At 70.9% G+C, this 23,011-nt stretch carries 23 protein-coding genes and 2 pseudogenes; 21 read left to right on the forward strand and 4 right to left on the reverse strand.

Features of this window, described 5'->3' with window-relative positions:
- Nucleotides 1-10 precede the first annotated feature (10 nt).
- Nucleotides 11-538: a YbjN domain-containing protein gene (locus ACIHCM_RS06470; RefSeq protein ID WP_399889969.1), complete on the forward strand. Its 528-nt coding sequence runs from the start codon at nt 11-13 to the stop codon at nt 536-538.
- 453 nt (nt 539-991) lie between these two features.
- Here the strand turns inward: ACIHCM_RS06470 and ACIHCM_RS06475 are convergent.
- Nucleotides 992-1,111: pseudogene (locus tag ACIHCM_RS06475) on the reverse strand (aminotransferase); the annotation flags it as partial.
- Between the two features lie 368 nt (nt 1,112-1,479).
- Here ACIHCM_RS06475 and ACIHCM_RS06480 point away from each other — a divergent pair.
- The 7 genes from ACIHCM_RS06480 (at nt 1,480) to ACIHCM_RS06510 (ending at nt 6,176) form a co-directional block, all read left to right on the forward strand.
- Nucleotides 1,480-1,797, forward strand: coding sequence for a hypothetical protein (locus ACIHCM_RS06480; protein WP_399889972.1), 318 nt, complete (start codon nt 1,480-1,482; stop codon nt 1,795-1,797).
- A 45-nt stretch (nt 1,798-1,842) separates the two neighbouring features.
- The gene (locus ACIHCM_RS06485; protein WP_399889975.1) at nt 1,843-2,142 is read left to right on the forward strand and encodes a hypothetical protein; all 300 of its coding nucleotides are present in this window, start codon (nt 1,843-1,845) and stop codon (nt 2,140-2,142) included.
- Complete coding sequence (locus tag ACIHCM_RS06490) at nt 2,139-3,488, forward strand: hypothetical protein (RefSeq protein ID WP_399889978.1); 1,350 nt, start codon at nt 2,139-2,141, stop codon at nt 3,486-3,488. The genes ACIHCM_RS06485 and ACIHCM_RS06490 overlap by 4 nt, the downstream gene beginning before the upstream one ends.
- A 9-nt stretch (nt 3,489-3,497) precedes the next feature.
- A complete protein-coding gene (locus tag ACIHCM_RS06495; protein WP_399889981.1) occupies nt 3,498-3,911 on the forward strand; it encodes a hypothetical protein in 414 nt (137 codons plus the stop codon).
- Nucleotides 3,898-4,530 (forward strand): hypothetical protein, encoded by a 633-nt coding sequence (locus tag ACIHCM_RS06500; RefSeq protein WP_399889984.1) that lies wholly within the window; start codon nt 3,898-3,900, stop codon nt 4,528-4,530. The genes ACIHCM_RS06495 and ACIHCM_RS06500 overlap by 14 nt, the downstream gene beginning before the upstream one ends.
- A gap of 41 nt (nt 4,531-4,571) precedes the next feature.
- Nucleotides 4,572-5,210: a hypothetical protein gene (locus tag ACIHCM_RS06505; protein ID WP_399889987.1), complete on the forward strand. Its 639-nt coding sequence runs from the start codon at nt 4,572-4,574 to the stop codon at nt 5,208-5,210.
- Between the two features lie 411 nt (nt 5,211-5,621).
- Nucleotides 5,622-6,176: a Uma2 family endonuclease gene (locus ACIHCM_RS06510; RefSeq protein WP_399889990.1), complete on the forward strand. Its 555-nt coding sequence runs from the start codon at nt 5,622-5,624 to the stop codon at nt 6,174-6,176.
- A gap of 257 nt (nt 6,177-6,433) precedes the next feature.
- Here the strand turns inward: ACIHCM_RS06510 and ACIHCM_RS06515 are convergent.
- A pseudogene (locus ACIHCM_RS06515) lies at nt 6,434-6,871 on the reverse strand (aminotransferase class I/II-fold pyridoxal phosphate-dependent enzyme); the annotation flags it as partial.
- Nucleotides 6,872-7,049: 178 nt separating this feature from the next.
- On the opposite strand from ACIHCM_RS06515, the gene ACIHCM_RS06520 reads away from it, so the two are divergent.
- Together ACIHCM_RS06520 and ACIHCM_RS06525 are read left to right on the forward strand one after the other, a co-directional pair.
- Complete coding sequence (locus tag ACIHCM_RS06520; RefSeq protein ID WP_399889993.1) at nt 7,050-7,535, forward strand: prevent-host-death family protein; 486 nt, start codon at nt 7,050-7,052, stop codon at nt 7,533-7,535.
- Complete coding sequence (locus ACIHCM_RS06525) at nt 7,532-7,882, forward strand: hypothetical protein (protein WP_399889996.1); 351 nt, start codon at nt 7,532-7,534, stop codon at nt 7,880-7,882. The genes ACIHCM_RS06520 and ACIHCM_RS06525 overlap by 4 nt, the downstream gene beginning before the upstream one ends.
- A gap of 135 nt (nt 7,883-8,017) precedes the next feature.
- On the opposite strand, the gene ACIHCM_RS06530 is transcribed toward ACIHCM_RS06525, so the two are convergent.
- Both ACIHCM_RS06530 and ACIHCM_RS06535 read right to left on the reverse strand, forming a co-directional pair.
- Nucleotides 8,018-9,211, reverse strand: coding sequence for a pyridoxal phosphate-dependent aminotransferase (locus ACIHCM_RS06530; RefSeq protein WP_399889998.1), 1,194 nt, complete (start codon nt 9,209-9,211; stop codon nt 8,018-8,020).
- 78 nt (nt 9,212-9,289) lie between these two features.
- The gene (locus tag ACIHCM_RS06535) at nt 9,290-11,752 is read right to left on the reverse strand and encodes a SpoIIE family protein phosphatase (RefSeq protein ID WP_399890001.1); all 2,463 of its coding nucleotides are present in this window, start codon (nt 11,750-11,752) and stop codon (nt 9,290-9,292) included.
- Between the two features lie 383 nt (nt 11,753-12,135).
- Between ACIHCM_RS06535 and ACIHCM_RS06540 the strand changes: the two genes are divergently transcribed.
- From ACIHCM_RS06540 to kynU, 11 genes are all read left to right on the forward strand, one after another.
- Nucleotides 12,136-12,405 (forward strand): hypothetical protein, encoded by a 270-nt coding sequence (locus tag ACIHCM_RS06540; RefSeq protein ID WP_399890005.1) that lies wholly within the window; start codon nt 12,136-12,138, stop codon nt 12,403-12,405.
- A 388-nt stretch (nt 12,406-12,793) separates the two neighbouring features.
- Nucleotides 12,794-13,324, forward strand: a complete 531-nt coding sequence (locus ACIHCM_RS06545; protein WP_399890008.1) for a DUF2617 family protein — start codon at nt 12,794-12,796, stop codon at nt 13,322-13,324.
- A gap of 176 nt (nt 13,325-13,500) precedes the next feature.
- The gene (locus tag ACIHCM_RS06550) at nt 13,501-15,066 is read left to right on the forward strand and encodes a polyamine aminopropyltransferase (protein WP_399890011.1); all 1,566 of its coding nucleotides are present in this window, start codon (nt 13,501-13,503) and stop codon (nt 15,064-15,066) included.
- Nucleotides 15,067-15,142: 76 nt separating this feature from the next.
- On the forward strand, nt 15,143-16,027 hold the full coding sequence (locus ACIHCM_RS06555) for an SRPBCC domain-containing protein (RefSeq protein ID WP_399890015.1): 885 nt from the start codon (nt 15,143-15,145) through the stop codon (nt 16,025-16,027).
- Between the two features lie 49 nt (nt 16,028-16,076).
- Nucleotides 16,077-16,865, forward strand: coding sequence for an aldose 1-epimerase (locus ACIHCM_RS06560; RefSeq protein ID WP_399890019.1), 789 nt, complete (start codon nt 16,077-16,079; stop codon nt 16,863-16,865).
- Between the two features lie 10 nt (nt 16,866-16,875).
- A complete protein-coding gene (gene pyrE, locus ACIHCM_RS06565; protein ID WP_399890022.1) occupies nt 16,876-17,424 on the forward strand; it encodes an orotate phosphoribosyltransferase in 549 nt (182 codons plus the stop codon).
- A 134-nt stretch (nt 17,425-17,558) separates the two neighbouring features.
- Nucleotides 17,559-18,590, forward strand: a complete 1,032-nt coding sequence (fbaA, locus tag ACIHCM_RS06570) for a class II fructose-bisphosphate aldolase (protein ID WP_399890025.1) — start codon at nt 17,559-17,561, stop codon at nt 18,588-18,590.
- Between the two features lie 61 nt (nt 18,591-18,651).
- A complete protein-coding gene (locus ACIHCM_RS06575) occupies nt 18,652-20,112 on the forward strand; it encodes an MFS transporter (protein ID WP_399890028.1) in 1,461 nt (486 codons plus the stop codon).
- A gap of 310 nt (nt 20,113-20,422) precedes the next feature.
- Complete coding sequence (locus tag ACIHCM_RS06580; protein WP_399890031.1) at nt 20,423-20,836, forward strand: DUF3151 domain-containing protein; 414 nt, start codon at nt 20,423-20,425, stop codon at nt 20,834-20,836.
- A gap of 143 nt (nt 20,837-20,979) precedes the next feature.
- Nucleotides 20,980-21,819 carry a tryptophan 2,3-dioxygenase family protein gene (locus tag ACIHCM_RS06585; RefSeq protein WP_399890034.1) on the forward strand — a complete coding sequence of 280 codons (840 nt, stop codon included), beginning with the start codon at nt 20,980-20,982 and terminating at the stop codon, nt 21,817-21,819.
- A complete protein-coding gene (kynU, locus tag ACIHCM_RS06590) occupies nt 21,812-22,999 on the forward strand; it encodes a kynureninase (RefSeq protein ID WP_399890037.1) in 1,188 nt (395 codons plus the stop codon). Before ACIHCM_RS06585 ends, kynU begins: the two co-directional genes overlap by 8 nt.
- The last annotated feature ends 12 nt before the right edge of the window (nt 23,000-23,011 follow it).

Here is a 23,011-nt window from a genome sequence, read left to right on the forward strand (position 1 = left end):
GAAATTCACGGTGACCATCGACCCGTCCTCGATTCCGAACTTCGGGGGCAAGCCCCAGCCCGAGCCCCAAGGGCCGGCGGGCCCCGTCGTCCCGGATCAGGACCTTGTGAAGCAGCTCCTCGACCAGATGGAGCTGAAGTACGTCGTCGACGAAGAGGGTGACCTCGCGGCGCCGTGGGAGCAGTTCCGTACGTACTTCATGTTCCGCGGCGAGGGTGACCAGCAGGTCTTCTCGGTGCGGACGTTCTACGACCGCCCCCACCCCATCGACGAGAAGCCGCAGCTGCTGGAGTCCATCGACGACTGGAACCGGCGGACCCTGTGGCCGAAGGTCTACAGCCACACCCACGACGACGGCACCGTCCGCCTCATCGGTGAGGCCCAGATGCTGGTCGGCACCGGCGTCAACCTGGAGTTCTTCGTCTCCTCGACGGTCAGCTGGGTGCGCGCGGCCATCGAGTTCGACCGCTGGCTGGTCGAGCAGCTCGGCCTGGAGAAGGAGATCAACGACTCGGACAAGCCCGAGGACGAGGAGTAGGGCGGCCCGGGGCCCCCGAGAGCCCGGTCAGGGCACCGGCCGCGCGGCCGGTGTCCTGACCGGGCTTCGCTGTTTTCGAGGCCGGGTTACGCGACCCGCGGCCCGTCCGGCTCGCCCGGCGCCGAGGGCGGATCTGCGGGCCGTACCGCGGGGCTCGGTGACGCGGCACTGTCCGTCGCCACCTGACCACACACGGGAAGGAGCCGTTCATGAGCGCCGACGCGATTGTGCACACCGAGTTCCCCGAAGGGAAAAGGTGATCATGACCCCGCGGAGCGAAGAGCGCTCGAGCACCATCGGAGCGATGCAGATCGACTCCGCTAGAGGTCGTCTCGACCTCCGCCGCCCCGCCCGCTGACGGGTAGCGGGGCCGTAGGGCAGCGGCTGCTCGCGGTCGGCAAGGACGCACCGCCGGCCGGTGAACACGCCTTCCCGGCGCCTCGACGACCTCGCCTACCGCTGTCCTGCGAGCGTCTTGAGCCGAGCTACGGAGTCCTCCAGCACCGCCCGCTGCTTGCAGAACGCGAACCGCACGAAGGGTGCGCCCGCCTCGCGGTGGTCGTAGAAGACGGCGGCCGCGCCGCGTATCAGGTCGACGCGGAGGGCACCGTGACCGAGGGCCGGGGCAAGGTAGAGACCCTGGCCGGCGACAGCCCGAGCCGGTGCCGTATTCGTCGGCGTACCCGCCCTGCACCTGCGGCAGGTGTGCAGCGGAGCGATAGCCAAACGGAATCCAGGGGCAACGGCGGCTCCAGACGCAGCAGGCACGACGTCCGGAGCCGTCGGCCGTTTGAGCACGATCAGGACACAGAGCGCCGCGCACGCAGACCTATACATCCCGAATCAGTCATGTTCTTGAGGAAGTTCACTCTGGCGGCATCGAGAAGCTCCCCGATCCCGTCAGACGCTTGACTGAACGTCTGTCTCACGGGGAGACCACTGTGAAGCGCCGCACGTTGCCCTTTGCCGCCGGGCTCGCCGCAACAGCCGCACTGCTGCTGACAGTCTGCGGCAGCGGGGACGCCAGCTCGAAGGGCAACCACACGATCGCCGGCGCCGACCAGGAAACGGTGACGCCGACGGCGTCGGCGTCCGACTCAAGCGCTCAGGCAGAGGACAAGCAGGACGGGCTGGACGTGTCCCTGCCGAAGGACATGAACCTGGGTTTCGCGACCTTCCTCCTGGCCATCTTCCGGGGCGTCGACGAGCGCACGACCAGGGACGCGGCCGTCACCCGTATGCCACCAAGGGTGGACTGAAATACGCGAACACACAGATCAACGCCTACGGGGACAGGGGCATCCATGGACGATCCGGACCTGACGGTCGACTACGCGTTCCTCGCGGACTGCGAACGCAAGCTCGGGCAGCTCAAGAAGACCTTCGAGGACATCGAGAACCGCCGCGACGACATGGACAGGCACTGGGGCTCCGGTGCCATGGCCGAGGTCATGGTGGACTTCGTCGACAACTGGGACGACTACCGCACCCGGCTCATCGAGTCACTCACCTCGGTGGGCGAGATGGTGGCCGGAACCAAGAAGGCGTTCCAGGACCTGGACACGCAGTTGGCCAAACGGGGCGAGAAGAAGCAGAACAAGTGACACCTACATCCAAGCGCCGTCCTGTCGACTGGCAGCCGCTGTGCGAGTCCGACCCTGTGCCCGGTGATCCGGAGGAGATCCGCGCCGAGGTCAGACACATGGTCTCGGTCGCCAAGAAACTCCGGGACCAGGCCAAGAACCTCAAGGCGATCAGCGGCGAGGACACCCTCAAGGGCAAGTACGTCAAACGCCTGCGCGAGGAGTCCGGCACGCTGGAGAAGCACATGCGGGAGGTGGCCGGCCGTTACGAGCGTGTCCACGGCCATCTGACCAAGTGGGCGAACGAACTGGAGGACTTCCAGTCGGACGCCGACAAGGTCCTGCACCAGGCGAAGGAGAAGCAGGGCGAGATCGAGGCGGAGAAGAAGACGGAAGCCGACTCCGCCGACAAGGGCACGCCCCGGCCCTCCGCCAGCGGCACGGACCACGATCCCCTCCAGCCTTACCGAAGCCGGCTGAACGACATCACCGGAGCCCGGGACACGCGCGCAAACCACCATGCCGGAAAGATCCGCGACGAGATCGAGGACGTGATCGAGGACTCGCTGTGGGACGACGTCAAGGGCTGGGTCCACGACCATGCGGACGAGATCAAGGCGTTCATCGATGTTCTCGGCTGGGTCGCGACGGTGGCAGGCTTCCTGGCGCTCGCCATTCCCGGTCTGAACCTGCTGATCCTTGGCATCGCGGCGCTCACCATCGGGCTCAGACTCCTACTGGTGGCGTCCGGAGACGCCAGCTGGACGGATGTCATCTTCGACGTCGTGGGCGGACTGCTCGTCGTCGGCGGCATCGGTTCTGCCGCGAAGCTCGCAAGCGGCGCCAAGGCCACCGTGGGCGCCGCCCAGGCTGCCCGGACCGCCGGACTGAGCCGAGGGCTCAGTGGCGTCAAAGGCATCCTGGACGACATGGGACGGCTGATGTCCAAAACAACGGAAGGGCCGGGGCGACAGGTGATCGGTGCGGCCCGTAACGGCATACGCAAGTCCATCTCCCAGAACGTCGGCCTGGTCGTCAAGGGGCCGCTGAGCGTCAGCCCGTTGTCGACTCTGGTGCACCTCGGCGACAAGGAGATGGCCGGCATGGCGAAGATGCTGCAGGCGAACAAGGCCGCCTTCCCGGAGGCCGCGGGTGCTGCGGCAGACAAGGCGTACAGGTCCTACCAAGTGGGGCTCGGCGTCGCGTGGACCGGCATGGGGATGGACGTCATGGACAAGGCGCTGGGCAAGAGTGACCTGACAAGCTGGACCAACGAGAAGTTCGAGACCGGCGAGAAGCCGTACAACGCGGCGTACTCGGACTGGAAGGACAACACTCTGAAGCCCGCCCCCGACACCCACTGGTGAGGAATGACCATGGACCTGAACTCGGCGCACCGCATTGTCGAAGCCGAAGCCGCCCGCACGGGGCTCGGCACCGGCCCCAACCGCCGGCTTCGGCTGACACTGTTCATTGGGATGCCGCTGTTCCTGCCGGTATTGGGAATCATGATCCTGGTGCCGAAGTCCCTCATGCATGAGGTGCTCTACGTCTATGAGGCCGGGATCGTCGGCTGCCTCCTGCACTACGTCTGGGTGTTCGTGAAGTACCCCCGGTACGCGACCCGTCCGCCCTACCTCACCCGGGATCTCGCCATGGGCGGCGGCTTCTTCCTCCCCTCGCTGTTCTTCGGCTTCTGGCCGGGCATGATCGCCGCCCCGGCGTGGGCGCTCTTCGTAGGCGTTGCCTACGCCGTGGAAGTGACGCGGGGGCGCAATGACCACCGCTGAGCACCGCCAGGCCCCGAACGGCTTCAACCTCGTGCCGCCACCCGGCTGGGACGTGATTCCGCTGCGCACGGGTACCGAGGAAGCGATGGGCCGCATCGTGCGCAAGGCCGTCGCACAGTTGCCCGTCGGCTTCCCCAAGGACGACATTCCGAAGGCCCGGCTGAAGCTCACCCAGGAGATGAAGAAGGTCGTCCGCCGGGCGAGGGCCAAGGGGGGAATGACCCTCTACCTCCCCACCGAACGCCTCCACGGCGTAGCGCTGCCCGTCTCGATCGTGGCCTCCGAGCCGATCGAGATTCCGCGGGTCAGGCCCGGCAGTGGCCCGGAAGCGGTCCTGGCCGCGCTCGCCTCCGTGACTCCCGGTGCCGAGTCGCGGGAGCTCGATGACACCGCGGCCCTGCGCTCGGAGCGCGACCTGCCCGCCGACGCGGCCAAGGGCGTCGACGTCGCTCACCGCCGGGTCGAGTACTTCGTTCCGGTCCCGGACAGCGCCCCCGATCAGTACCTCACCTTCTCCTTCAGCGCCCTGATCGCGCCCGGCTCGGATCCCGCCTTCTACGACACGCTCGTGGAGTTGTTCGATGCGGTGATGGGCACCTTCCGCTGGAGCTACGCCTGAAGGCTCCCTTCTGCCGTGCCCCTCGAAGAAAGAGACCACTCATGTCCGAAGGCACCCTGTGGAGCACCGACCTCGGCGCGCTTCACATCGACACGGATGCCAACAAGGGCCTTTGGGGCTACCTCTGGCTCCAGATCGACAAGAAGACCTTCAAGGAATGGCTGGACCCGCACCTGACCGACCTGGCCGCCAAACACGGCACCGAACTCACCCGCAAACTCCGCCGATTCCACAAGAGTTTCTACGAGCAGACGATCGTCACACTGCGGGACAAACTCCAGGCCGACGAGGCGTTCATCTACCACCCCGTTCCGCTGACCTACATGCCGCTGGTGATGCACGCCACCCGCATCCACTGCGAGGCCCCTGACGCGTCCTCCTGCGAGGGACTCACCGCGCTCACGGTGCCGCACCCGGACATACCCGAGTGGCAGCAGCGAACCGGCAGTGTGCCGTTCGCCTCTCCGCATCTGGGCGAGAACGGGGTCCGGGTCACCCGCTCCTACCCTGCGGACAGCACGATCATGATGACCTCGGTGACATACCACTGGCACACCCCGGCCGGCCGACCCGACGTCCTGCTCCGCGGCCACCACGACGATCCGGAAGTGATCGCTGCGGTGATGGAGGCACTGGACGACTTCGCGCGGACGCTCCGACTTCCCGGGACGGCCCATTGACCGGCCCGCCCGGGGCGGATTCGAACGGTCAGCATTGTCGAGCGGCATTCCGCATGCCCGTTCCGGACACCAAGTCCTCCAGCCTCACATCTTGAAAAGGGCGTGCGTTCAGGACGCCAGATGTCGCAGTCGACTGGCACCTCGGCGAGAACGTCGCCCCTTTTGCAGAAGGCGAAGCGGACCTGGCTGCGGCCGGCTTCGGGGTTGTCGTAGAAGACGGAGTTGTGATCCGGCGACTCCTCGTTGGCCCACCTCTTCCTAATGTCGTGCGACAGGCCGCGCTGCGGATCTCCTGCACCGGCGGTGAGCGGGCCGCACAACCTGTCCGGACCGGTCTGCCGGCCGTACCGACGGGCTCGGTGACGCGGCACCGTCCGTCGTATTCTGACCACACACGGGAAGGAGCCGTCCATGAGCGCCGACGCGATCGTGCACACCGAGTTCCCCAAGGGGTACACGGTCCTGTTCGGGGCCGACGGAAAGGTGATCATGACCCCGCAGAGCGAAGAGCACTCCAGCACCATCAGGTCGATGCAGATCGACTCCGCTCTTGCTCTCGGCCGTCACGCGAAGGTCACCTCCGATGTCTACATCGACTTCCCCGCCGACGAGAACTCCGCGCCCGACCTCGCGATCCTGCGCGAGGACGCACGCAAGGAAGGCAAGCGCTACAGCTTCGAGGACGTCCTGCTGATCTCCGAGGTCGTCCCGACCTCTTCCGCACGCAAGGACTACGACGACTGCACCGCGAAGTACGGCCGGTACGGGATCCCGATCTACCTGGTCGTGGACCCCTACGCTCAGGAAGTCGTCCTTCACACCCAGCCGACCGCCACCGGTTACATCGCCGCACACACCCACGAGTACGGCACGGGCAAGCTCCCCATCCCCCTGGCCGACGGCCGGACCTTCACCCTCGACCTCGACGAACTCCCGCGCCCGGATCCCGAGGCGGACGCCCGCTGACGAGGGACTCCCGGCCGGCCAGGCCCGTGCCGTCGGCACCGCCGTCGCCGGACGTGGTCGACAACCACCACGTACTTCCTCGAGGTAACGGGCCGGTTGATCGCTGACGGAAGCGTGTCCGCCGACAGGCGGGCTGCGCGGCATGACTGCCGATCACGGGTGTCCCGGTCGACCAGGCGGCAGTCGAGTGCGGGTGCGCGGCGGCTCGGAGCAGCCAGGCCGTGTGGCCGGTACGGGTGTCGGTGCGTCTGTGGCTGTCAGGGGGCCAGCGCCTTGAGCCGGGAGGCCGCCTCCTCCAGCACGCCCGTCCGCTTGCAGAACGCGAAACGGACACAGGGTGCGCCCTGCTCGCGGTGGTCGTAGAAGACCGCGTTGGGGACCGCGACCACCCCGCAGCGCTCCGGCAGGGCGCGGCAGAAGGCGATGCCGTCGCGCTCACCGAGGGGGCGGATGTCGGTGGTGACGAAGTACGTGCCGGTCGGCTTGAAGACGCCGAATCCCGCGTCCTCGAGGCCCGCCGCCAGCAGATCCCGCTTGGCCGGCATGTCCTCACGGAACGCCGTGAAGTACGAGTCCGGCAACGCGAGGGCCTCGGCGACGGCGTACTGGAACGGCCCCGACGACACGTACGTCAAGTACTGCTTCGCCGAGCGCACGGCCGTGACCAGCTCCGGCGCCGAGGTGATCCAGGCCACTACGTGTTCATGCACCTATTTGTTTCCTGGCTCCGCGTCGGGCCGGGTCGGCCCCCGTGAACTCGTTGCCGGCCAGTAGCGACTTCGGCGGGGGCGGGTCTGTCGCAGGAGTAGGACCTTGAGCTGTAGCCCGCCTCGCGCCATGGAAATCAGAGCACAATCAGAGTACAATCTGAGTATGAGCATCGCACCCTCGGCATTCGAATCGGAGTCCGTCTCCTTCACCGATCTGTCGCGGAACCCGAAAGCTGTCGCGGCCAGGGCCGCCGCCCTGGGATGCCTGCGAGTCACGCACCGAGACGCGCCCGACATGGTGTTGACCACGGCTGTATACGCAGAGCGCGCCGAGGAGAACCTGACCACGGCGTCCCGGCTGTTCCTTGCACTGCTGAAGCAGGATGACGGTGCCAAGTCGCTTTTGCTCGCGCTGCCCGAGGTGTTCCCGTGGGTGCGCCACCTGGACGCTGAGGAAGTCCGGGAATTCACTGTCGAGCTTCTGGAAGCGCTGTCCGACGCCGCTGAACTGGGCGCCAGGGACGCTGTGCACCGAGCGATCGTCTCGTGGCGAGCCACCGCCCGCATCAATGCCGACCCTGACCAGCTCAGGGAAGCACTCCGTCCGCTTGGTGACGTCGACCTCGGCCCGGTCGAGGTGCACGAGTGAGCCCGAAGAAAGGCGATCGGGTCAGCGTCCCTCCGCTGAGCGGCTGGAACGTCATCCATGGGACGACGGAGGCCGCGACCGGTTGGGAGGAGCTGTGCCGGGTGGCGTTGCCGAACGCGCATCGCTGCCTGGAAGCCCTTCGCACAGACCCGCTGTCGCGGGCCAACTGGAACCGCCGGCACCAGCTCCGAGGCAGACACGCCACCAGGGAATGGAAGGGCTCTGAGCTGGAGCAGTGGGAGTACGAAATCACCAGCGGCGGCAGGGTTCGCTACCTGGTCAGCCCGGCCACCTCGACTGTGATCCTTGTGCACGCATCCCCGCGGCACCCGAAGGACACCGAATAGCCTGCGGCCCTCCGCCCGTGCAGAAGGCAGAGCGAACCGGGGCGCGGGCTGCGATGGGGTCTTGCGGTGCTGGTGGCGGGCCGACTGGAGTCTGAGGACGGCCGTGCCAAGGACGGCTGGCCCCATGGGCGGCGGTCAGTGCGCGAACGCCTTGCGGAGCCGGGCCGCGGCTTCCTCCAGGACGTCAGTCCGTTTGCAGAAGGCGAACCGTACGAAGGGCGCGCCCTCCTCCCGGTGGTCGTAGAAGACGGCGTTCGGGATGGCGACTACGCCCGCGCGCTCGGGCAGGGCGCGGCAGAAGGCGATGCCGTCGCGCTCACCGAGGGGGCGGATGTCGGTGGTGACGAAGTACGTGCCGGCCGGCTTGAAGACGGCGAACCCCGCGTCCTCGAGGCCCGCCGCCAGCAGATCCCGCTTGGCCAGCATGTCCTCACGGAACGCCGTGAAGTACGAGTCCGGCAGCGCGAGGGCCTCGGCGACGGCGTACTGGAACGGGCCCGACGCGACGTACGTCAGGTACTGCTTCGCCGAGCGCACGGCCGTGACCAGCTCCGGCGCCGAGGTGATCCAGCCGACCTTCCAGCCGGTGAACGAGAACGTCTTGCCGGCGGACGAGATCGTCACCGTCCGCTCGCGCATACCGGGGAAGGCCGCCAGCGGCACATGCTCGGCGTCGTCGAAGACCAGGTGCTCGTACACCTCGTCCGTCACCACCAGCAGATCCCGCTCGACGGCCAGCTCCGCGATCGCGGTCAGCTCCGCGCGCGTGAGCACGGTGCCGGTCGGGTTGTGCGGGGTGTTGATGAGCAGCAGGCGGGTGCGGTCGGTGACGGCGGCGCGCAGTTCGTCGAGGTCCAGCCGGAACGAACCCTCGTCGGGGCGCAGCGTGACCGGCACCCGGGTGCCGCCCGCCATGGCGATGCAGGCCGCGTACGAGTCGTAGTACGGCTCGAAGGCGACCACCTCGTCACCGGGCTCGACCAGTGCCAGCAGGGCGGCGGCGATCGCCTCGGTGGCGCCCGCGGTGACCAGGACCTCGGTGTCCGGGTCGTAGGACAGCCCGTAACGGTGCCGCTGGTGCGCGGCGACAGCAGCGCGCAGCTCGGGGACGCCGGGGCCGGGCGGGTACTGGTTGCCGCGCCCGTCGCGCAGGGCCCGTACGGCCGCCTCACGGACCTCCTCGGGGCCGTCGGTGTCGGGGAACCCCTGGCCCAGATTGATCGAGCCCGTGCTCAGGGCCAGCGCGGACATCTCCGCGAAGATCGTCGTTCCGAACTCGGCGAGGCGGCGGTTGAGGAAGGGGCGTTCGGTGGAGGTCATGGCGGTCATCCTGCGCTCAGGCCGTGGAGTTCCTCAACCTGGCGTCCGGCGCGTCGGAGTGCGGCAGGACGCATGAGGGCCGGACGATCAGGCGATGTTCGCCTCGGCCCAGACGACCTTGCCGCCGGGCACCGGGCGGGAGCCCCATCGGCGGGAGAGCCGGGCGACCATGGCGAGGCCGCGGCCGTTCTCGTCCGTTGTGCGTGCGCTGCGCATGTGCGGGGAGCGGGGGTCGCTGTCGGACACCTCGATGGTCAGGACCTGGTGCTGGATCAGACGCAGGCCGATCGGGCCCGTGCCGTGGCGGACGGCGTTGGCGACCAGTTCGCTGATGATCGACTTCGTGGAGTCCTCCAGCGCTTCCATGCCCCATGCGGCCAGCTGACCGGCGGCCAGGTCCCGGGCGCGGCGGGCAGCGGTCTCGTCCGGGGGCAGGGCCCAGCCGGCGACCTGCGCCGGGGCGAGGGCACGGGTGCGGACCAGGAGCAGACTGGCGTCGTCGCAGGCCGCCTGAGCCTGGACGGGCTCCATCGCGCGCGTGGAGAGGTCGTCCAGGGGCAGATCCGGTCGTGCCAGGGCGATGCCCAGACGGTGCATGCCCTCCTCGATGTCCTGGTCGCGGGTCTCGACCATGCCGTCGGTGTAGAAGGCGAGCAGGGTCCCCTCGGGCAGTTCCAGCTCCACGGCCTCGAAGGGGACTCCCAGACCGATGCCGAGGGGAGCTCCGGTGGGCAGGTCGGGGAAGGTGACCCGGCCCTGTGGGTCGATGATCGCGGGCGGGGGGTGCCCGGCAGCGGTCATGGTGCACCGGCGGGTGACCGGGTCGTAGACGGCGTAGAGACAGGTGGCGCCCACCGGCGCGGTGAGCTGGTCCGGATCGTCGCCGTCTCCCTCGGCCTCTCGCTGGACCGCCTCGTCGACGTGCGCCAGCAGTTCGTCGGGGGGCAGTTCCATGCCGGACAGCGCGTGCACCCCGGCGCGGAGCCTTCCCATCGCCGCGGCGGCGCCGATGCCGTGTCCGACCACGTCGCCGACCACGAGGGCCACCCGGGCACCGGACAGCGGGATCACGTCGAACCAGTCGCCGCCGACGCACCTGTCGATGTCGGCGGGCAGGTAGTGCGAGGCCGCCTCGACCGCCGCACCGCCACGCAGCCGGCGCGGGAGCAGGCTGCGCTGGAGCGCGAGGGCCGCGGTCTGCTCGCGGCGGTACTGGCGCGCATTGTCCAACGCCACCGCGGCGCGCCTGAGGAACTCTTCGGCCAGCAGCACGTCGTCCTCCTTCAGAGGTGCCCGATTCTCGGTGCGGACGAACACCGCCACACCCAGCAGCGCGCGCCGGGCACGGATGGGGACGACCATCACGGAGTGCATGCCGTGCTCATGGATCTTCCGCGCCCGCGCCGGGTCCTGGTCGATCCATGAGCCCGGTGCGGCGTCGACGATCGACTGGAGGCAGGACCTGCCGGTGCGCAGGACCTCGGCGTACGGCGAGGCGGGTCCCAGGGGCACCGGCTCACCGTGCACCCACAGGGATTCCGGGATTCCCGGGGCGATCGAGGCCAGACCGGCACGCCGGAGCACGGGGAGGCGTTCGCCCACGGTGCCGGCGCCGATCGAGGGCCCCTCGCCGAGAAGGACCGACTGCTCCAGGTCCACGGTGACGAAGTCGGCGAGCAGGGGCACGGCGAGATCGGCCAGTTCCTGACCGGTCTGCGTCACGTCCAGGGTCCTGCCCAGGCGCGTGCCGGCCTCACCGAGGACCGCCAGGCGCTCGCGCTCCCGCCTGCTCTCGGTGAGATCGATGCTGATGGTGCACACCCCCAGCGCACGGCCGTCGGCGCCCTGCAGACAGGAGAACGACACCGCGAACGGGCGCTCCTCGCCCCGGCTCGCCGGCAGCCACGTCCGGTACTCATGGACCTTGGTGCTGCCGCTCCCGAGCACCCGCCCCATCACGGCCTCCGTGGCTTCGGTCTCGACACCGGGCCACGCGTCGGTGATCCCGCGTCCGAGCCGCCGGTCCCGGGAGATGCCGTCGTGGCTCTCCATCGCGTCGTTCGCCAAGATGCAACGCAGCCGCCGGTCACGGATGACGACGCCGATCGGAGCGCGGTCGAGAATCGCCCCCTGCACCGACGCGTTCATCGCGTCCATCGCGCTCCCGGACGGCACGCCGACATCGGTCGCGGAGACGAGCCACCGCACCGCCCCGTCCTGCCCCCGCACCGACGTGATCCGCAGACCGGCGGGGAGCACGCGGCCGTCCCGGTGGCGCACCGCCGACGCGCCCGACCAGCCGTTGCGGGCACGGCACTGCTCGACGTACGCCGACATGGTCTGCGCCGCGCCCATGCAGGGCAGGACGAGGGCGGCGGGCCGGCCGACCACGTCCCGGGCGGCGTGTCCGGCGAGGTGCTCGGCGGCCTGCGTCCAGGCGACCACGGTGCCCTGCTCGTCGAGCAGCGCGAACGCCGTGTCGGAAACGTCAGAGGCGTGCATCTGCCTGCCGAGTGTCACTCGGTCGGTGGCGATCGTGGTCCTGGGCATCGGGCTGTTCCGTCCTCGGATGGCTGGAGCATGGGCCGTGTGGGCGTTCAGGTACGTGGCATCAGCCACGCGGGCATGTAGTGGCGCATTTGCCTCTTATCGGACAATTGACCGGATGACGCTCCGCCCTGTGACAGCGTCGCCGCCGTGGCCCACGCCCGGTTCCGGCTGTGCTCAAGGCCCGCCCAGGATGCGGTCCAGGAAGCACGGGAAGCACCCGAGCTGCCCTTCTGTGCAGGTCAGGGGCCGCTTCCCCTGAAGGACCCTCAGAAGTTCCTCAACTCTGCTTTGGGCCGCGCGGCGATCGGGCATCTCCTCGCCACGCAAGAGAACGAGGCGCCCACGGGGGGCCGCTTCGGGGGAAACGGAAGGAGGGTGACGCCATGGTCTTCGGCATCATCCTGGCGCTCTTCATGGCCTTCGTGCTCGTGTGCATCGTGGCCTCGGTCCGCAGCGGCAGGAGCGCGGTGGGCCGCCGGTCCCGCCGCCGTGGCCGTTCGCACAGCGGGGGCGGCGACAGCTGGTGGACCGTCGGCGACTCGGGGGGCTCGTCCTCCTCCTGCGGGAGCGGTTCGTCCGGCGGCTCGTCGTGCGGCGGCGGCTCGTCCTGCGGTGGCGGAGGCGGCGGTGGTGGATGCGGGGGAGGCAGCTGACACGGGGCAGCCGAGCTCCTGAAGGGGGAACCGCATCCCCGCCGCGCGGCGCCCGCCGGGACCCTTCCGGGCGGGCGCCGTCCGTGCGCCGGTCCAGCCGCCGTTCGCGCTCGCTCCGGCGTGCGCCGGCCTCGCTCAGTCGTGCGCCCTGGTTGAACAGTTGAGCTGAGGAGCCCTCTGAGGGATGGAAACCCCACGAAGTTGGGTAAAAACGCTGTGGCGTTGTCACAGTTCATGATTCCCTCTACATCACCAACGCGGCCTCGGAGGTCCTGCGGACCCCGCCACCGACCGGGCTCCTGACAGGGCCGCCGGGCCGATCTCCCGGTGTCGACCGGGGCGCGCCGGACCCACACCGCCTTTCCTTGCGTGCTAGCGGAGCCGACCCATGCTCACGACCCTGAACACCTCCTACACCGACACGCGCGCGGCCGACCTCGCCTGGGCGCTGGGCCGTGAACCACTGCCCGCCCTCGCCGTCCTCGACCTCGAACTGGGTGGGGTGAAGCTCCAGTTGCGCCTGCTCGGCGCGTCCCACCAGGTGCTCCTGGAGGAGGAGCGGAGCAGCTGCTCGGAGACGGTGGCGTGCATCCCGGGCAGCAGTACGCCCCTGCCGCTCGGGGTCGCGAAGCGGGTGGGGGACTGGGAGTACGAGTTCGCCGCGCGCGTCGAGGCACTGTCGCCCGGCTCCTTCGCGGGCCGCGCCCAGGAGTTGCTGGCCCTGGTCTCCGACCACCCCAACGGCCTGGTGGGCGTCTTCCCCGGCAGCCCGCACGCCTTCACCGCCCTGCTCGCCCAGCACCACGAGGGCCAGGTCCACTGGCGCACCTGGCACGCCTACCCCCAGGACGGCCAGTTGGTCGCGACGCGGACGAGAGTGGGGGTCAGAGCGGCGGTGGGCACCAGGGGCGGGAGTTGACGCGCACGGCCACCGGGTGACGACGAGATGCCGCCGGGGCGCCGTTCGGGCCGGATGGCGGGATCGGGTGGGCGTAAACCGGACGAGACCGGTCCAAACGCGCCGGCCCCGACATCACGCGGTTCCACACGTGTGGGTGACGAATACCTCCGCACCCGTGACGTAACGTCGCAGTCGTGATCGACCCGCACGCGCCGGCCCCACCCGGCGCCCCGCCCTGGCGCGCCCCCGCCCGGATCCCCGTGCGGCAGGCGACCGGGCGGTTCCTGGTCCTCGCGGGTGTGTTCGTCTGCGCGGCCTGCGGGCTGGTGTACGAACTCGAACTGATCGCCCTGGCCTCGTACTTGATCGGCGACTCGGTCACCCAGGCCTCCGTCGTGCTGTCCGTCATGGTCTTCGCGATGGGCATCGGCTCGCTCGCCGCCAAGCGGCTGCGCCGGCACGCCGCCGCCGGTTTCGGGGCCGTCGAGGCGATCCTCGCCCTGGTCGGCGGCTGCAGCGCGATGGCCCTGTACGCCGTCTTCGCCTGGACCGGCGACTGGGGCGGCCTGTGGGCCGACGGCCCCCGCTGGCTGCTGGTCGCCTTCTCCCTGGCCATCGGACTGCTGATCGGCGCGGAGATCCCCCTGCTGATGGAGCTGATCCAGCGCATCCGCCGCCAGGACGCGGGCGGCGCGGTGGCCGACCTCTTCGCCGCGGACTACGTCGGCGCCCTGGTCGGCGGTCTCGCCTTCCCCTTCCTCCTCCTGCCGTTCTTCGGCCAGTTGACCGGCGCCCTGCTCACCGGCGCGGTCAACGTCGTCGCCGGCGGCTGCCTGGTCCTCGGCCTGTTCCGGCGCGACCTCACGTGCCGCGCCCGCCGGCTGCTGGTCGCCGCCAACGTCGCCGTCCTCACCGTCCTGGCCGTGGCCGCCGCCCTCGTCGACGACTTCGAGCGTGCCGCCCGCACCGCCGTCTACGGCAGGGACGTCCGGGTGGCCGTGCAGACGGACGTCCAGGAGATCGTCCTGACCGGCGGCACCGAGGGCCGGCCACTGGACCTCTTCATCGACGGCCGGCTCCGCGTCAGCGGCCGGGACGAACGCCGGTACCACCAGGCGCTGGTGCGCCCCGCGATGAACGGCCCGCACGCGCGCGTGCTGATCCTCGGCGGCGGCGACGGGCTGGCCGCCCGCGAGGTGCTGCGGCATCCGGGCGTACGGCACGTCGAGGTCGTCGAACTCGACGCGGAGGTCGTGCGGTTGGCGGACCGGGATCCGGCGCTGTCCGAACTGAACGGCCACGCCTACGACGACCCGCGCGTCCATGTCACGGCGGCGGACGCGTTCCGCTGGCTGCGGGGGGCGCCGGCAGCGGCGTACGACGTGGTGATCGCGGACCTGCCGGACCCGGGCATCACGGCCAGCACCAAGCTGTACTCGCAGGAGTTCTACGGCCTCGCCCGGCGCGTGCTGGCGGACGGTGGCCGGCTGTCGGTGCACGCCGGCCCGGTCGGCTCCCGCCCGGATGTCTTCTGGACGGTCGAGACGACGATCCGCGCGGCGGGCCTGCACACGGCACCGCACCAGGTGCCGGGCCACGACACCGCGTTCACCACCGGCCGCCCCGCCCGCACCCCGGACGACTGGGGCTTCGTCCTGGCCGCCCCCGGCGGCACCCCGCCGCTGGTCAGGGCCGGCCGCGACCCGGGGCCACGGATGACGGGGCTGCCGGCGTCGACGCTGGTGCATCCGAGGTACTGACGGCACGGGAGAGACACCGGGCGAGTCGGTCCCGAGGGGGGCGTACTTCCGGTCACCCCGGGTAGGCTCCGTCGGCATGGAGCATGAGGTGTTCGTTCCGGTTCCCTCCGCTCGGCTGGGCGCGGCGCTGGCCGACCCCGCCCGGGTCGCCCGGGCGGTTCCCGGGCTCCAGCAGGAGGCGGGTGCCGAGCCCGTCGCCGGGCGGCTCAAGGTGCGGGTCGGCAGTCACTCGATCACCTACCGCGGCACCGTACGCGTCACCGCGCAGGACGACGGTTCGTACGCCGTCGAGGGCGACGCCACCGAGGCCCGCGGCACCGGAGAGGTCAAGCTCGCCCTCACCCTCCGCCTCCGCGACACCGACGGCGGCACCACCCTCACCGTCCAGGGCGGCGCCACGGCCGACGGCCGCATCACCGAGCTGCCCGCCGAAACCGTCCACTCCGCGGTGACCCGCCTGCTCAACCGCACGGCGGAGAACCTGGCATCCGACGCGGGGCAGGAGGCTCCTGCCGGGGAGCGGCAGCAGGACGACGCCGGGGACGCGGCTTCCGCCGGGGAGCGGCAGCGGGAGGACGTGCCGCGGGCACCCGACGGGCAGGCGCCCGCCGAGGAGTCGCCGTCCGTCTTCGACACCGAGGTCCCGCCCCCGTCCCTCGACCGCTCCGCCGACGAGCCCGCCCCGGCGGGCGACGACGCGCAGGAATCCGCGGAGCCCGCCGCCGCCCAGGCCTTCACCGGGGACGACGAGCCACCCGCGGAAGCCGCGCACGCGCGCCGCACGATGATCGGCCGCAGCGCGGAAGAGGTCGACCACGCCCCGCCCCGCGGCCGTTACGCCCCGGTACCGGCCCCGCAGGCCGCCGCCCAGCACCCCACCCTGCGCTGGGCGGCACCCGCCGCCGCGCTGGTCGTGGCGGGAGCCATCGTCCTGGGCCGCGCCCTGCGCCGCCGCCACTGAGCCACCGCGTCCGGACAGGCCCTCTTGATCCTCCCAGTAGGGTCGTCCCGTGAGTAACGAACCCATCACACTGACCGCGGGCGACGCGGAAGTGACCGTGCGGCCGGACAACGGCGGCCGTGTCGCGGGGCTCCGCGTCGGCGGCACCGAACTGCTCCGCCAGGGCGACCGCTTCGGCTGTTTCCCGATGGTCCCCTGGTGCGGCCGGACCCGCGAGGGCCGGTTCCACAACGGCGCCGTCCTGCACCAGCTGCCCCTGAACGCCCCGCCGCACGCCATCCACGGCACCGTCCGCGACGGCGCCTGGAACACCGCCCGAGTCACCGCCGACGAGGCGGTCCTGACGTACGACCTGGTGGAGCCGTGGCCCTACTCCGGCCGCGTCACCCAGGCGATCGCCCTCACGCCGGACGCGCTGACGCTGACCATGGCCGTCGAGACGTACGACGACTCCTTCCCGGCGCAGATCGGCTGGCACCCGTGGTTCAACCGGAACCTCGGCGGGGCCGACGCGCAGCTCGACTTCGCCCCGGCCTGGCAGGAGGAGCGCGGCGACGACCACCTCCCCACCGGCAACCGCGTCGACCCTGGGCCCGGCCCCTGGGACGACTGCTTCGGCATGCCCGGCGGCGTCGACGTCACCCTCACCTGGCCGGGGCGGCTGGAGCTGAGGGTCACCAGTCCCGAGGAGTGGGTCGTGGTCTACGACGAGCAGAAGACCGCCGTCTGCGTGGAGCCGCAGACCGGCCCGCCCAACGGGCTCAACACCCTCCCGCGCCTGGTCACGCCCCTCGAGCCGCTGGAGGCCACGACGACCTGGCGCTGGAGGCGGCTCTAAGCTGGGCACCATGACGGACGTACGTGGCGCGCTGCTGCAGCAGATCAAGGACAAGGCCGTGGTGCACGGCAAGGTGACCCTCTCCTCCGGTCTGGAGGCGGACTACTACGTCGACCTGCGCCGCATCACGCTCGACGGCGAGGCCGCCCCGCTGGTCGGCGAGGTGCTGCTCGACCTGACCGCGGACCTGGAGTTCGACGCCGTCGGCGGGCTCACCATGGGCGCCGACCCGGTGGCCGCCGCCATGCTGCACGCGGCCGCCGCGCGGGGCCGCCGGGTGGACGCGTTCGTCGTGCGCAAGGCCGCCAAGGCGCACGGCCTCCAGCGGCGGGTCGAGGGACCGGACATCGCGGGCCGCCGCGTGCTGGTCGTCGAGGACACCTCCACCACCGGCGGCTCCCCGCTCACCGCCGTGGAGGCAGTGCGCGAGGCCGGCGCCGAGGTGGTCGCCGTCGCCACGATCGTCGACCGGGCGACCGGCGCCGCCGAGAAGATCGAGGAGGGCGCCGGGGTGCCCTACCTGTACGCGTACGCGAAGGACGAGCTGGGCCTGGACTGAGCAGCCCCGCCGGGGGCCCTCGGAGCATCCCGTTTCGTCTGGAAGGATGGGGCCGACGATGACGTCGCACCCCAGGTCTAGGTCAGGGCCGTAAGTACGCAGAACGCCAACCCGCACATACAAGGAGCGGACAGATGCCCATCGCAACCCCCGAGGTCTACAACGAGATGCTCGACCGGGCGAAGGCAGGCAAGTTCGCCTACCCGGCCATCAACGTCACCTCGTCCCAGACCCTGCACGCGGCTCTGCGCGGCTTCGCCGAGGCCGAGAGCGACGGCATCATCCAGATCTCGACGGGCGGTGCCGAGTTCCTGGGCGGCCAGCACAACAAGGACATGGTCACGGGCGCGGTCGCCCTGGCCGAGTTCGCGCACATCGTGGCCCAGAAGTACGACGTGACCGTCGCCCTGCACACGGACCACTGCCCGAAGGACAAGCTCGACGGGTACGTCCGTCCGCTGCTCGCGGTCTCCGAGGAGCGCGTCGCGCGCGGCGAGAACCCGCTCTTCCAGTCCCACATGTGGGACGGCTCGGCCGAGACCCTGGCCGACAACCTGGCCATCGGCCAGGAGCTGCTCGCCCGCGCCGCCGCCGCGAAGATCATCCTCGAGGTCGAGATCACGCCGACCGGTGGCGAGGAGGACGGCGTCACCCACGAGATCAACGACAAGCTCTACACCACGGTCGACGACGCGATCCGCACCGCCGAGGCGCTGGGCCTGGGCGAGAAGGGCCGCTACCTGCTGGCCGCGTCCTTCGGCAACGTGCACGGCGTGTACAAGCCGGGCAACGTCGTCCTGCGTCCCGATCTGCTGAAGGAGCTCAACGAGGGCGTCGCCGCCAAGTACGGCCGTCCCGCCGACGCCAAGGTCTTCGACTTCGTCTTCCACGGCGGCTCCGGCTCCACCGAGCAGGAGATCCAGACCGCGCTGGAGAACGGCGTCGTCAAGATGAACATCGACACCGACACCCAGTACGCCTTCACGCGTCCGGTCGCCGACCACATGTTCAAGAACTACGACGGTGTCCTGAAGGTCGACGGCGAGGTCGGCTCGAAGAAGACCTACGACCCGCGGACCTGGGGCAAGCTGGCCGAGGCGGGTATGGCCACCCGCGTCGTCGAGGCCTGCCGGAACCTGCGGTCGGCCGGTACGAAGCTGAAGTAGTACCAGGATTCATCGGCAGGGCCCGGCGCGAGCGCGCCGGGCCCGCTGTATACCTGGGAGCATGCCCGATGTCCGGCTGTCCTCGCCCCAGGGCAAGTGGATCCTGCTCACCACCGTCCTCGGATCCAGCATGGCCCTGCTGGACTCGACCGTCGTCAACGTCGCCCTGCCGCGCATCGGCGCCGATCTGAACGCCGACCTGGCGGTGCTCCAGTGGACGGTCAACGCGTACATGCTCACGCTGGCGGGGCTGATCCTGCTGGGCGGCTCGCTGGGTGACACCTACGGCCGCCGGAAGATCTTCGTCGTGGGCGTGGTGTGGTTCGCGATGGCCTCGCTGCTGTGCGGGCTGGCTCCCGACGCCGGGGTGCTGATCGCCGCGCGGGCCCTCCAGGGGATCGGTGGCGCGCTGCTCACACCGGGCTCGCTGGCCCTCATCCAGGCGTCCTTCCACGCCGACGACCGGGCGCGGGCGGTCGGCCTGTGGTCCGGCTTCGGCGGCATCGGCGCGGCCGTCGGCCCGTTCGTCGGCGGCTGGCTGGTGGACGGCCCCGGCTGGCGCTGGGTCTTCCTGCTCAACGTCCCGCTCGCCCTGGTGTGCGTCCCGGTGGCCCTGCGGCACGTGCCGGAGTCCTCCGCCGGCCGGGCGCACGGCCGCTTCGACGTACTCGGCGCGGTACTGGCCGCGCTGTCGCTGGCACTGGTGACGTACGCCCTGATCGAGGCCACGGACGGCTCCCTCACGGTCGTCCTGACGGCGGTCGCGGGTGTGGCGGCGGGCGTCGCCTTCGTGTACGTCGAGAAGCACCGGCCGGATCCGATGATGCCGCTGGACATCTTCGCGTCGCGCCAGTTCACCGCCGTCAACCTGGTCACGCTGTGCGTGTACGCGGCCTTCGGCGGATTCTTCTTCCTCGCCGTGATCCAGCTCCAGGTGGTCTCCGGCTACTCGCCTCTGGCGGCCGGTACGGCGCTGCTCCCGGCCACGGCCCTGATGCTGCTGTTCTCCGCCCGCTCCGGCGCGCTGGGCGAACGCATCGGCCCCCGCATCCCGCTCACCGTCGGACCGCTGCTGGCCGGGGCCGGGATGCTGCTGATGACGCGGGTGGGTGAGAACGCCTCGTACCCGCGGGACGTGCTGCCGGCCGTGCTGGTGCTGGGGCTGGGCATGGTCACTCTCGTCGCCCCGCTCACCGCCACGGTCCTCGCCTCCGTCGACCCGGCCCGGGCCGGGCTGGCGAGCGGTGTCAACAACGCGGCGGCGCGGGCGGCGGGCCTGGTGGCGGTCGCCGCGCTGCCCCTGGTGGCCGGGATGGGCCCGCAGGCCTATCGCTCGCCGGCCGCCTTCGACGCGGCGTTCGGCCGGGCGATGGTGGTCTGCGCCGCGATCCTGCTGGTCGGCGCGTTCCTGGCCTTCACCTACGTCCGCCGCCCGGCCCCCGGCTGCGAACGCCCCGAATGCCGCAGGCACGGCAACGTCATGACCCCGCCGCTGGAGAGCCCGGGTCCGACGGGGGGCTAGCGCCGCTGGAGAGGGCGGGACGGGGGAGGGTCAGCGCCGGGGGAGCGGGGCGGGTTCGGCTGGTGGGTGCCGGCGGGCAACGGGCCGGGTCGGTGGAGGTGTGGCGCCGGGCGCGGCACGGGGCCGGTGGTGTGTGGCGCCGGGGAGCGGGGCGGGGTCGCCTGGGGTGTGTGGCGCCGGGGAGCGGGGCGGGGTCGCCTGGGGTGTGTGGCGCCGGGGAGCGGGGCGGGGTCGCCTGGGGTGTGGGGTCGGCGGGGGTGGGGCAGGACGGCGGCGCTCCCGTTCCGTGGGGATGTACCAGACTGGACCCATGACGATTCACGAGAACCTCCTCGGGGGACCGCCCCCGACCCACCTCCCCGACGACCCGGAGCCGCGTGAGCTGCTCGCGGGCGGGTCCGCGCCCGCCGAGGTCGCGGCGCAGTACCCGACGTCCTCGCTGGCCTGGGCACAGCTGGCCGACGAGGCGTTCGAACGGGGCAGCGTCGTGGAGTCGTACGCCTACGCCCGTACCGGCTACCACCGCGGGCTCGACGCCCTGCGCCGCAGCGGCTGGAAGGGCCACGGCCCGGTGCCCTGGGAGCACGAGCCGAACCGCGGCTTCCTGCGTGCCCTGCACGCGCTCGCGCGCGCGGCGGGTTCGATCGGTGAGCAGGAGGAGTACGAACGCTGCACCCAGTTCCTGAAGGACTCCTCGCCCACGGCGGCACAGACGCTGGGCTAGGCGTCCTTTCGCGGGCCCGTCTGTGATCCAGACGGGCCTTGCGATGCTCCGGGGCATCCCTGAGGATGCGGGTGGGGACCGGGGCCCCCGTGCCGGTAACGGCAGGGGCGGACCGCTACCCGGAGTAACAACAGGAGACAGCGATGTCCCAAGAGGCTCACGAAACGCAGGAGCCCGAGACCCCGCATCTCGATTTCGAGGGCACGACGCCGTACGAGGACTACGTCAAGGCGGACGTGCTCACCCACCTCCAGCACACCCTCTCCGACGATCCCGGAGAGATGGTCTTCCTGGTCACCACCCAGGTGATGGAGCTGTGGTTCACCGTCATCGTCCATGAGTGGGAGACCGCCGCGAAGGCGCTCCGCGAGGACGACGTCCCGGTGGCGGTCGCCGCGCTGAAGCGTTCCGTCCGCGAGCTGGAGGCGCTGAACGCCTCCTGGACGCCGCTCGGGCAGCTGACGCCGGCCCAGTTCAACTCGTACCGCTCGGCCCTCGGCGAGGGCTCCGGATTCCAGTCGGCGATGTACCGGCGGATGGAGTTCCTGCTCGGCGAGAAGTCCGCGTCCATGCTGGTCCCGCACCGGGGCGCGCCCCGCGTGCACGCCGAGCTGGAGAAGGCGCTGCACGAGCCCAGCCTCTACGACGAGGTGCTGCGGCTGCTCGCGCGGCGCGGCCACGCCGTCCCGGAGTCCGTGCTGCGGCGCGACGTGTCACGGCGCTACGAGCCGTCGGACGAGGTCGAGGCGGTGTGGGCCGCCGTCTACACCGGTGACCAGAACGCCGAACTCGTCCGCCTCGGCGAGGCGCTGACCGATGTGGCGGAACTGGTGTGGCGCTGGCGCAACGACCACCTGGTCGCCACCCGCCGCGCGATGGGCGCGAAGGCCGGCACGGGCGGCTCGGCCGGTGTGGCCTGGCTGGAGAAGCGCGCCCGCAAGAACGTGTTCCCCGAGCTGTGGACGGCGCGGTCGTATGTCTGAACTCGCCCTGCGGGCAGAGAAGCTGGACGCGTCGGACGAACTGGCGCCGCTGCGCTCCCGTTTCGTCCTCGACGACGTGGTCTACCTGGACGGCAACTCCCTCGGCGCGCTGCCCGCGCACGTCCCCGACCGGGTGGCGGACGTGGTCCGCAGACAGTGGGGTGAACTGCGCATCCGCTCCTGGGAGGAGAGCGGCTGGTGGACGGCGCCGGAGCGGATCGGCGACCGGATCGCCCCGCTGGTCGGCGCGGCGCCCGGCCAGATCGTCGTGGGCGACTCGACCAGCGTCAACGTCTTCAAGGCCCTGGTGGCCGCGGTCCGCATCGCCGGTGACGGACGGGACGAGATCGTCGTGGACGCCACCACCTTCCCCACGGACGGGTACATCGCCGCGTCGGCGGCGCGTCTGACGGGCCGCGCGCTGCGGGCGGTCGAGCCGGGCGAGGTGGGGGCCGCCCTGTCGGGTCGTACCGCCGCGGTGCTGCTCAACCACGTCGACTACCGCACGGGACGGCTGCACGACCTGCCGTCGCTGACGGCCGCGGTGCACGCGGCGGGTGCGGTGGCCGTCTGGGACCTGTGCCACAGCGCGGGCGCGTTGCCCGTGGGGCTGGACGAGCACGGGGTGGATCTGGCGGTCGGGTGCACGTACAAGTACCTGAACGGGGGGCCGGGTTCACCGGCGTACCTCTATGTACGGGCCGATCTCCAGGAGCGCTTCGACTCGCCGCTGCCGGGGTGGAACTCGCACGCCGAGCCCTTCGGCATGCGCGGCGCCTACGAACCGGCGCCGGGCGCGGTCCGCGGTCGCGTCGGCACGCCGGACATCCTCTCGATGCTGGCGCTGGAGGCCGCGCTGGAGGTGTGGGACGGCGTCCCGATCGAGGCGGTGCGCGAGAAGTCCCTCGCCCTGACGGACTTCTTCCTGGAGTGCGTGGGGGAGCACGTGCCGGACGGACGCGTGGAGCCGGTGACTCCGCTCGCCCACGACCAGCGCGGCAGCCAGGTGGCGTTGCGGTGCGCGGACGCCGGGGACGTGATGAAGCGGCTGATCGAACGCGGCGTGGTCGGCGACTACCGGGCCCCGGACATCCTGCGCTTCGGTTTCACGCCGCTGTACGTGGGCTTCGGGGACGTGGAGCGGGCGGCGCGGGTGCTCGGGGAGGTGCTGGCGGCCTAGGCGCGGGTCGCG

Source organism: Streptomyces sp. NPDC052023, assembly GCF_044548465.1.
Lineage (GTDB): Bacteria > Actinomycetota > Actinomycetes > Streptomycetales > Streptomycetaceae > Streptomyces.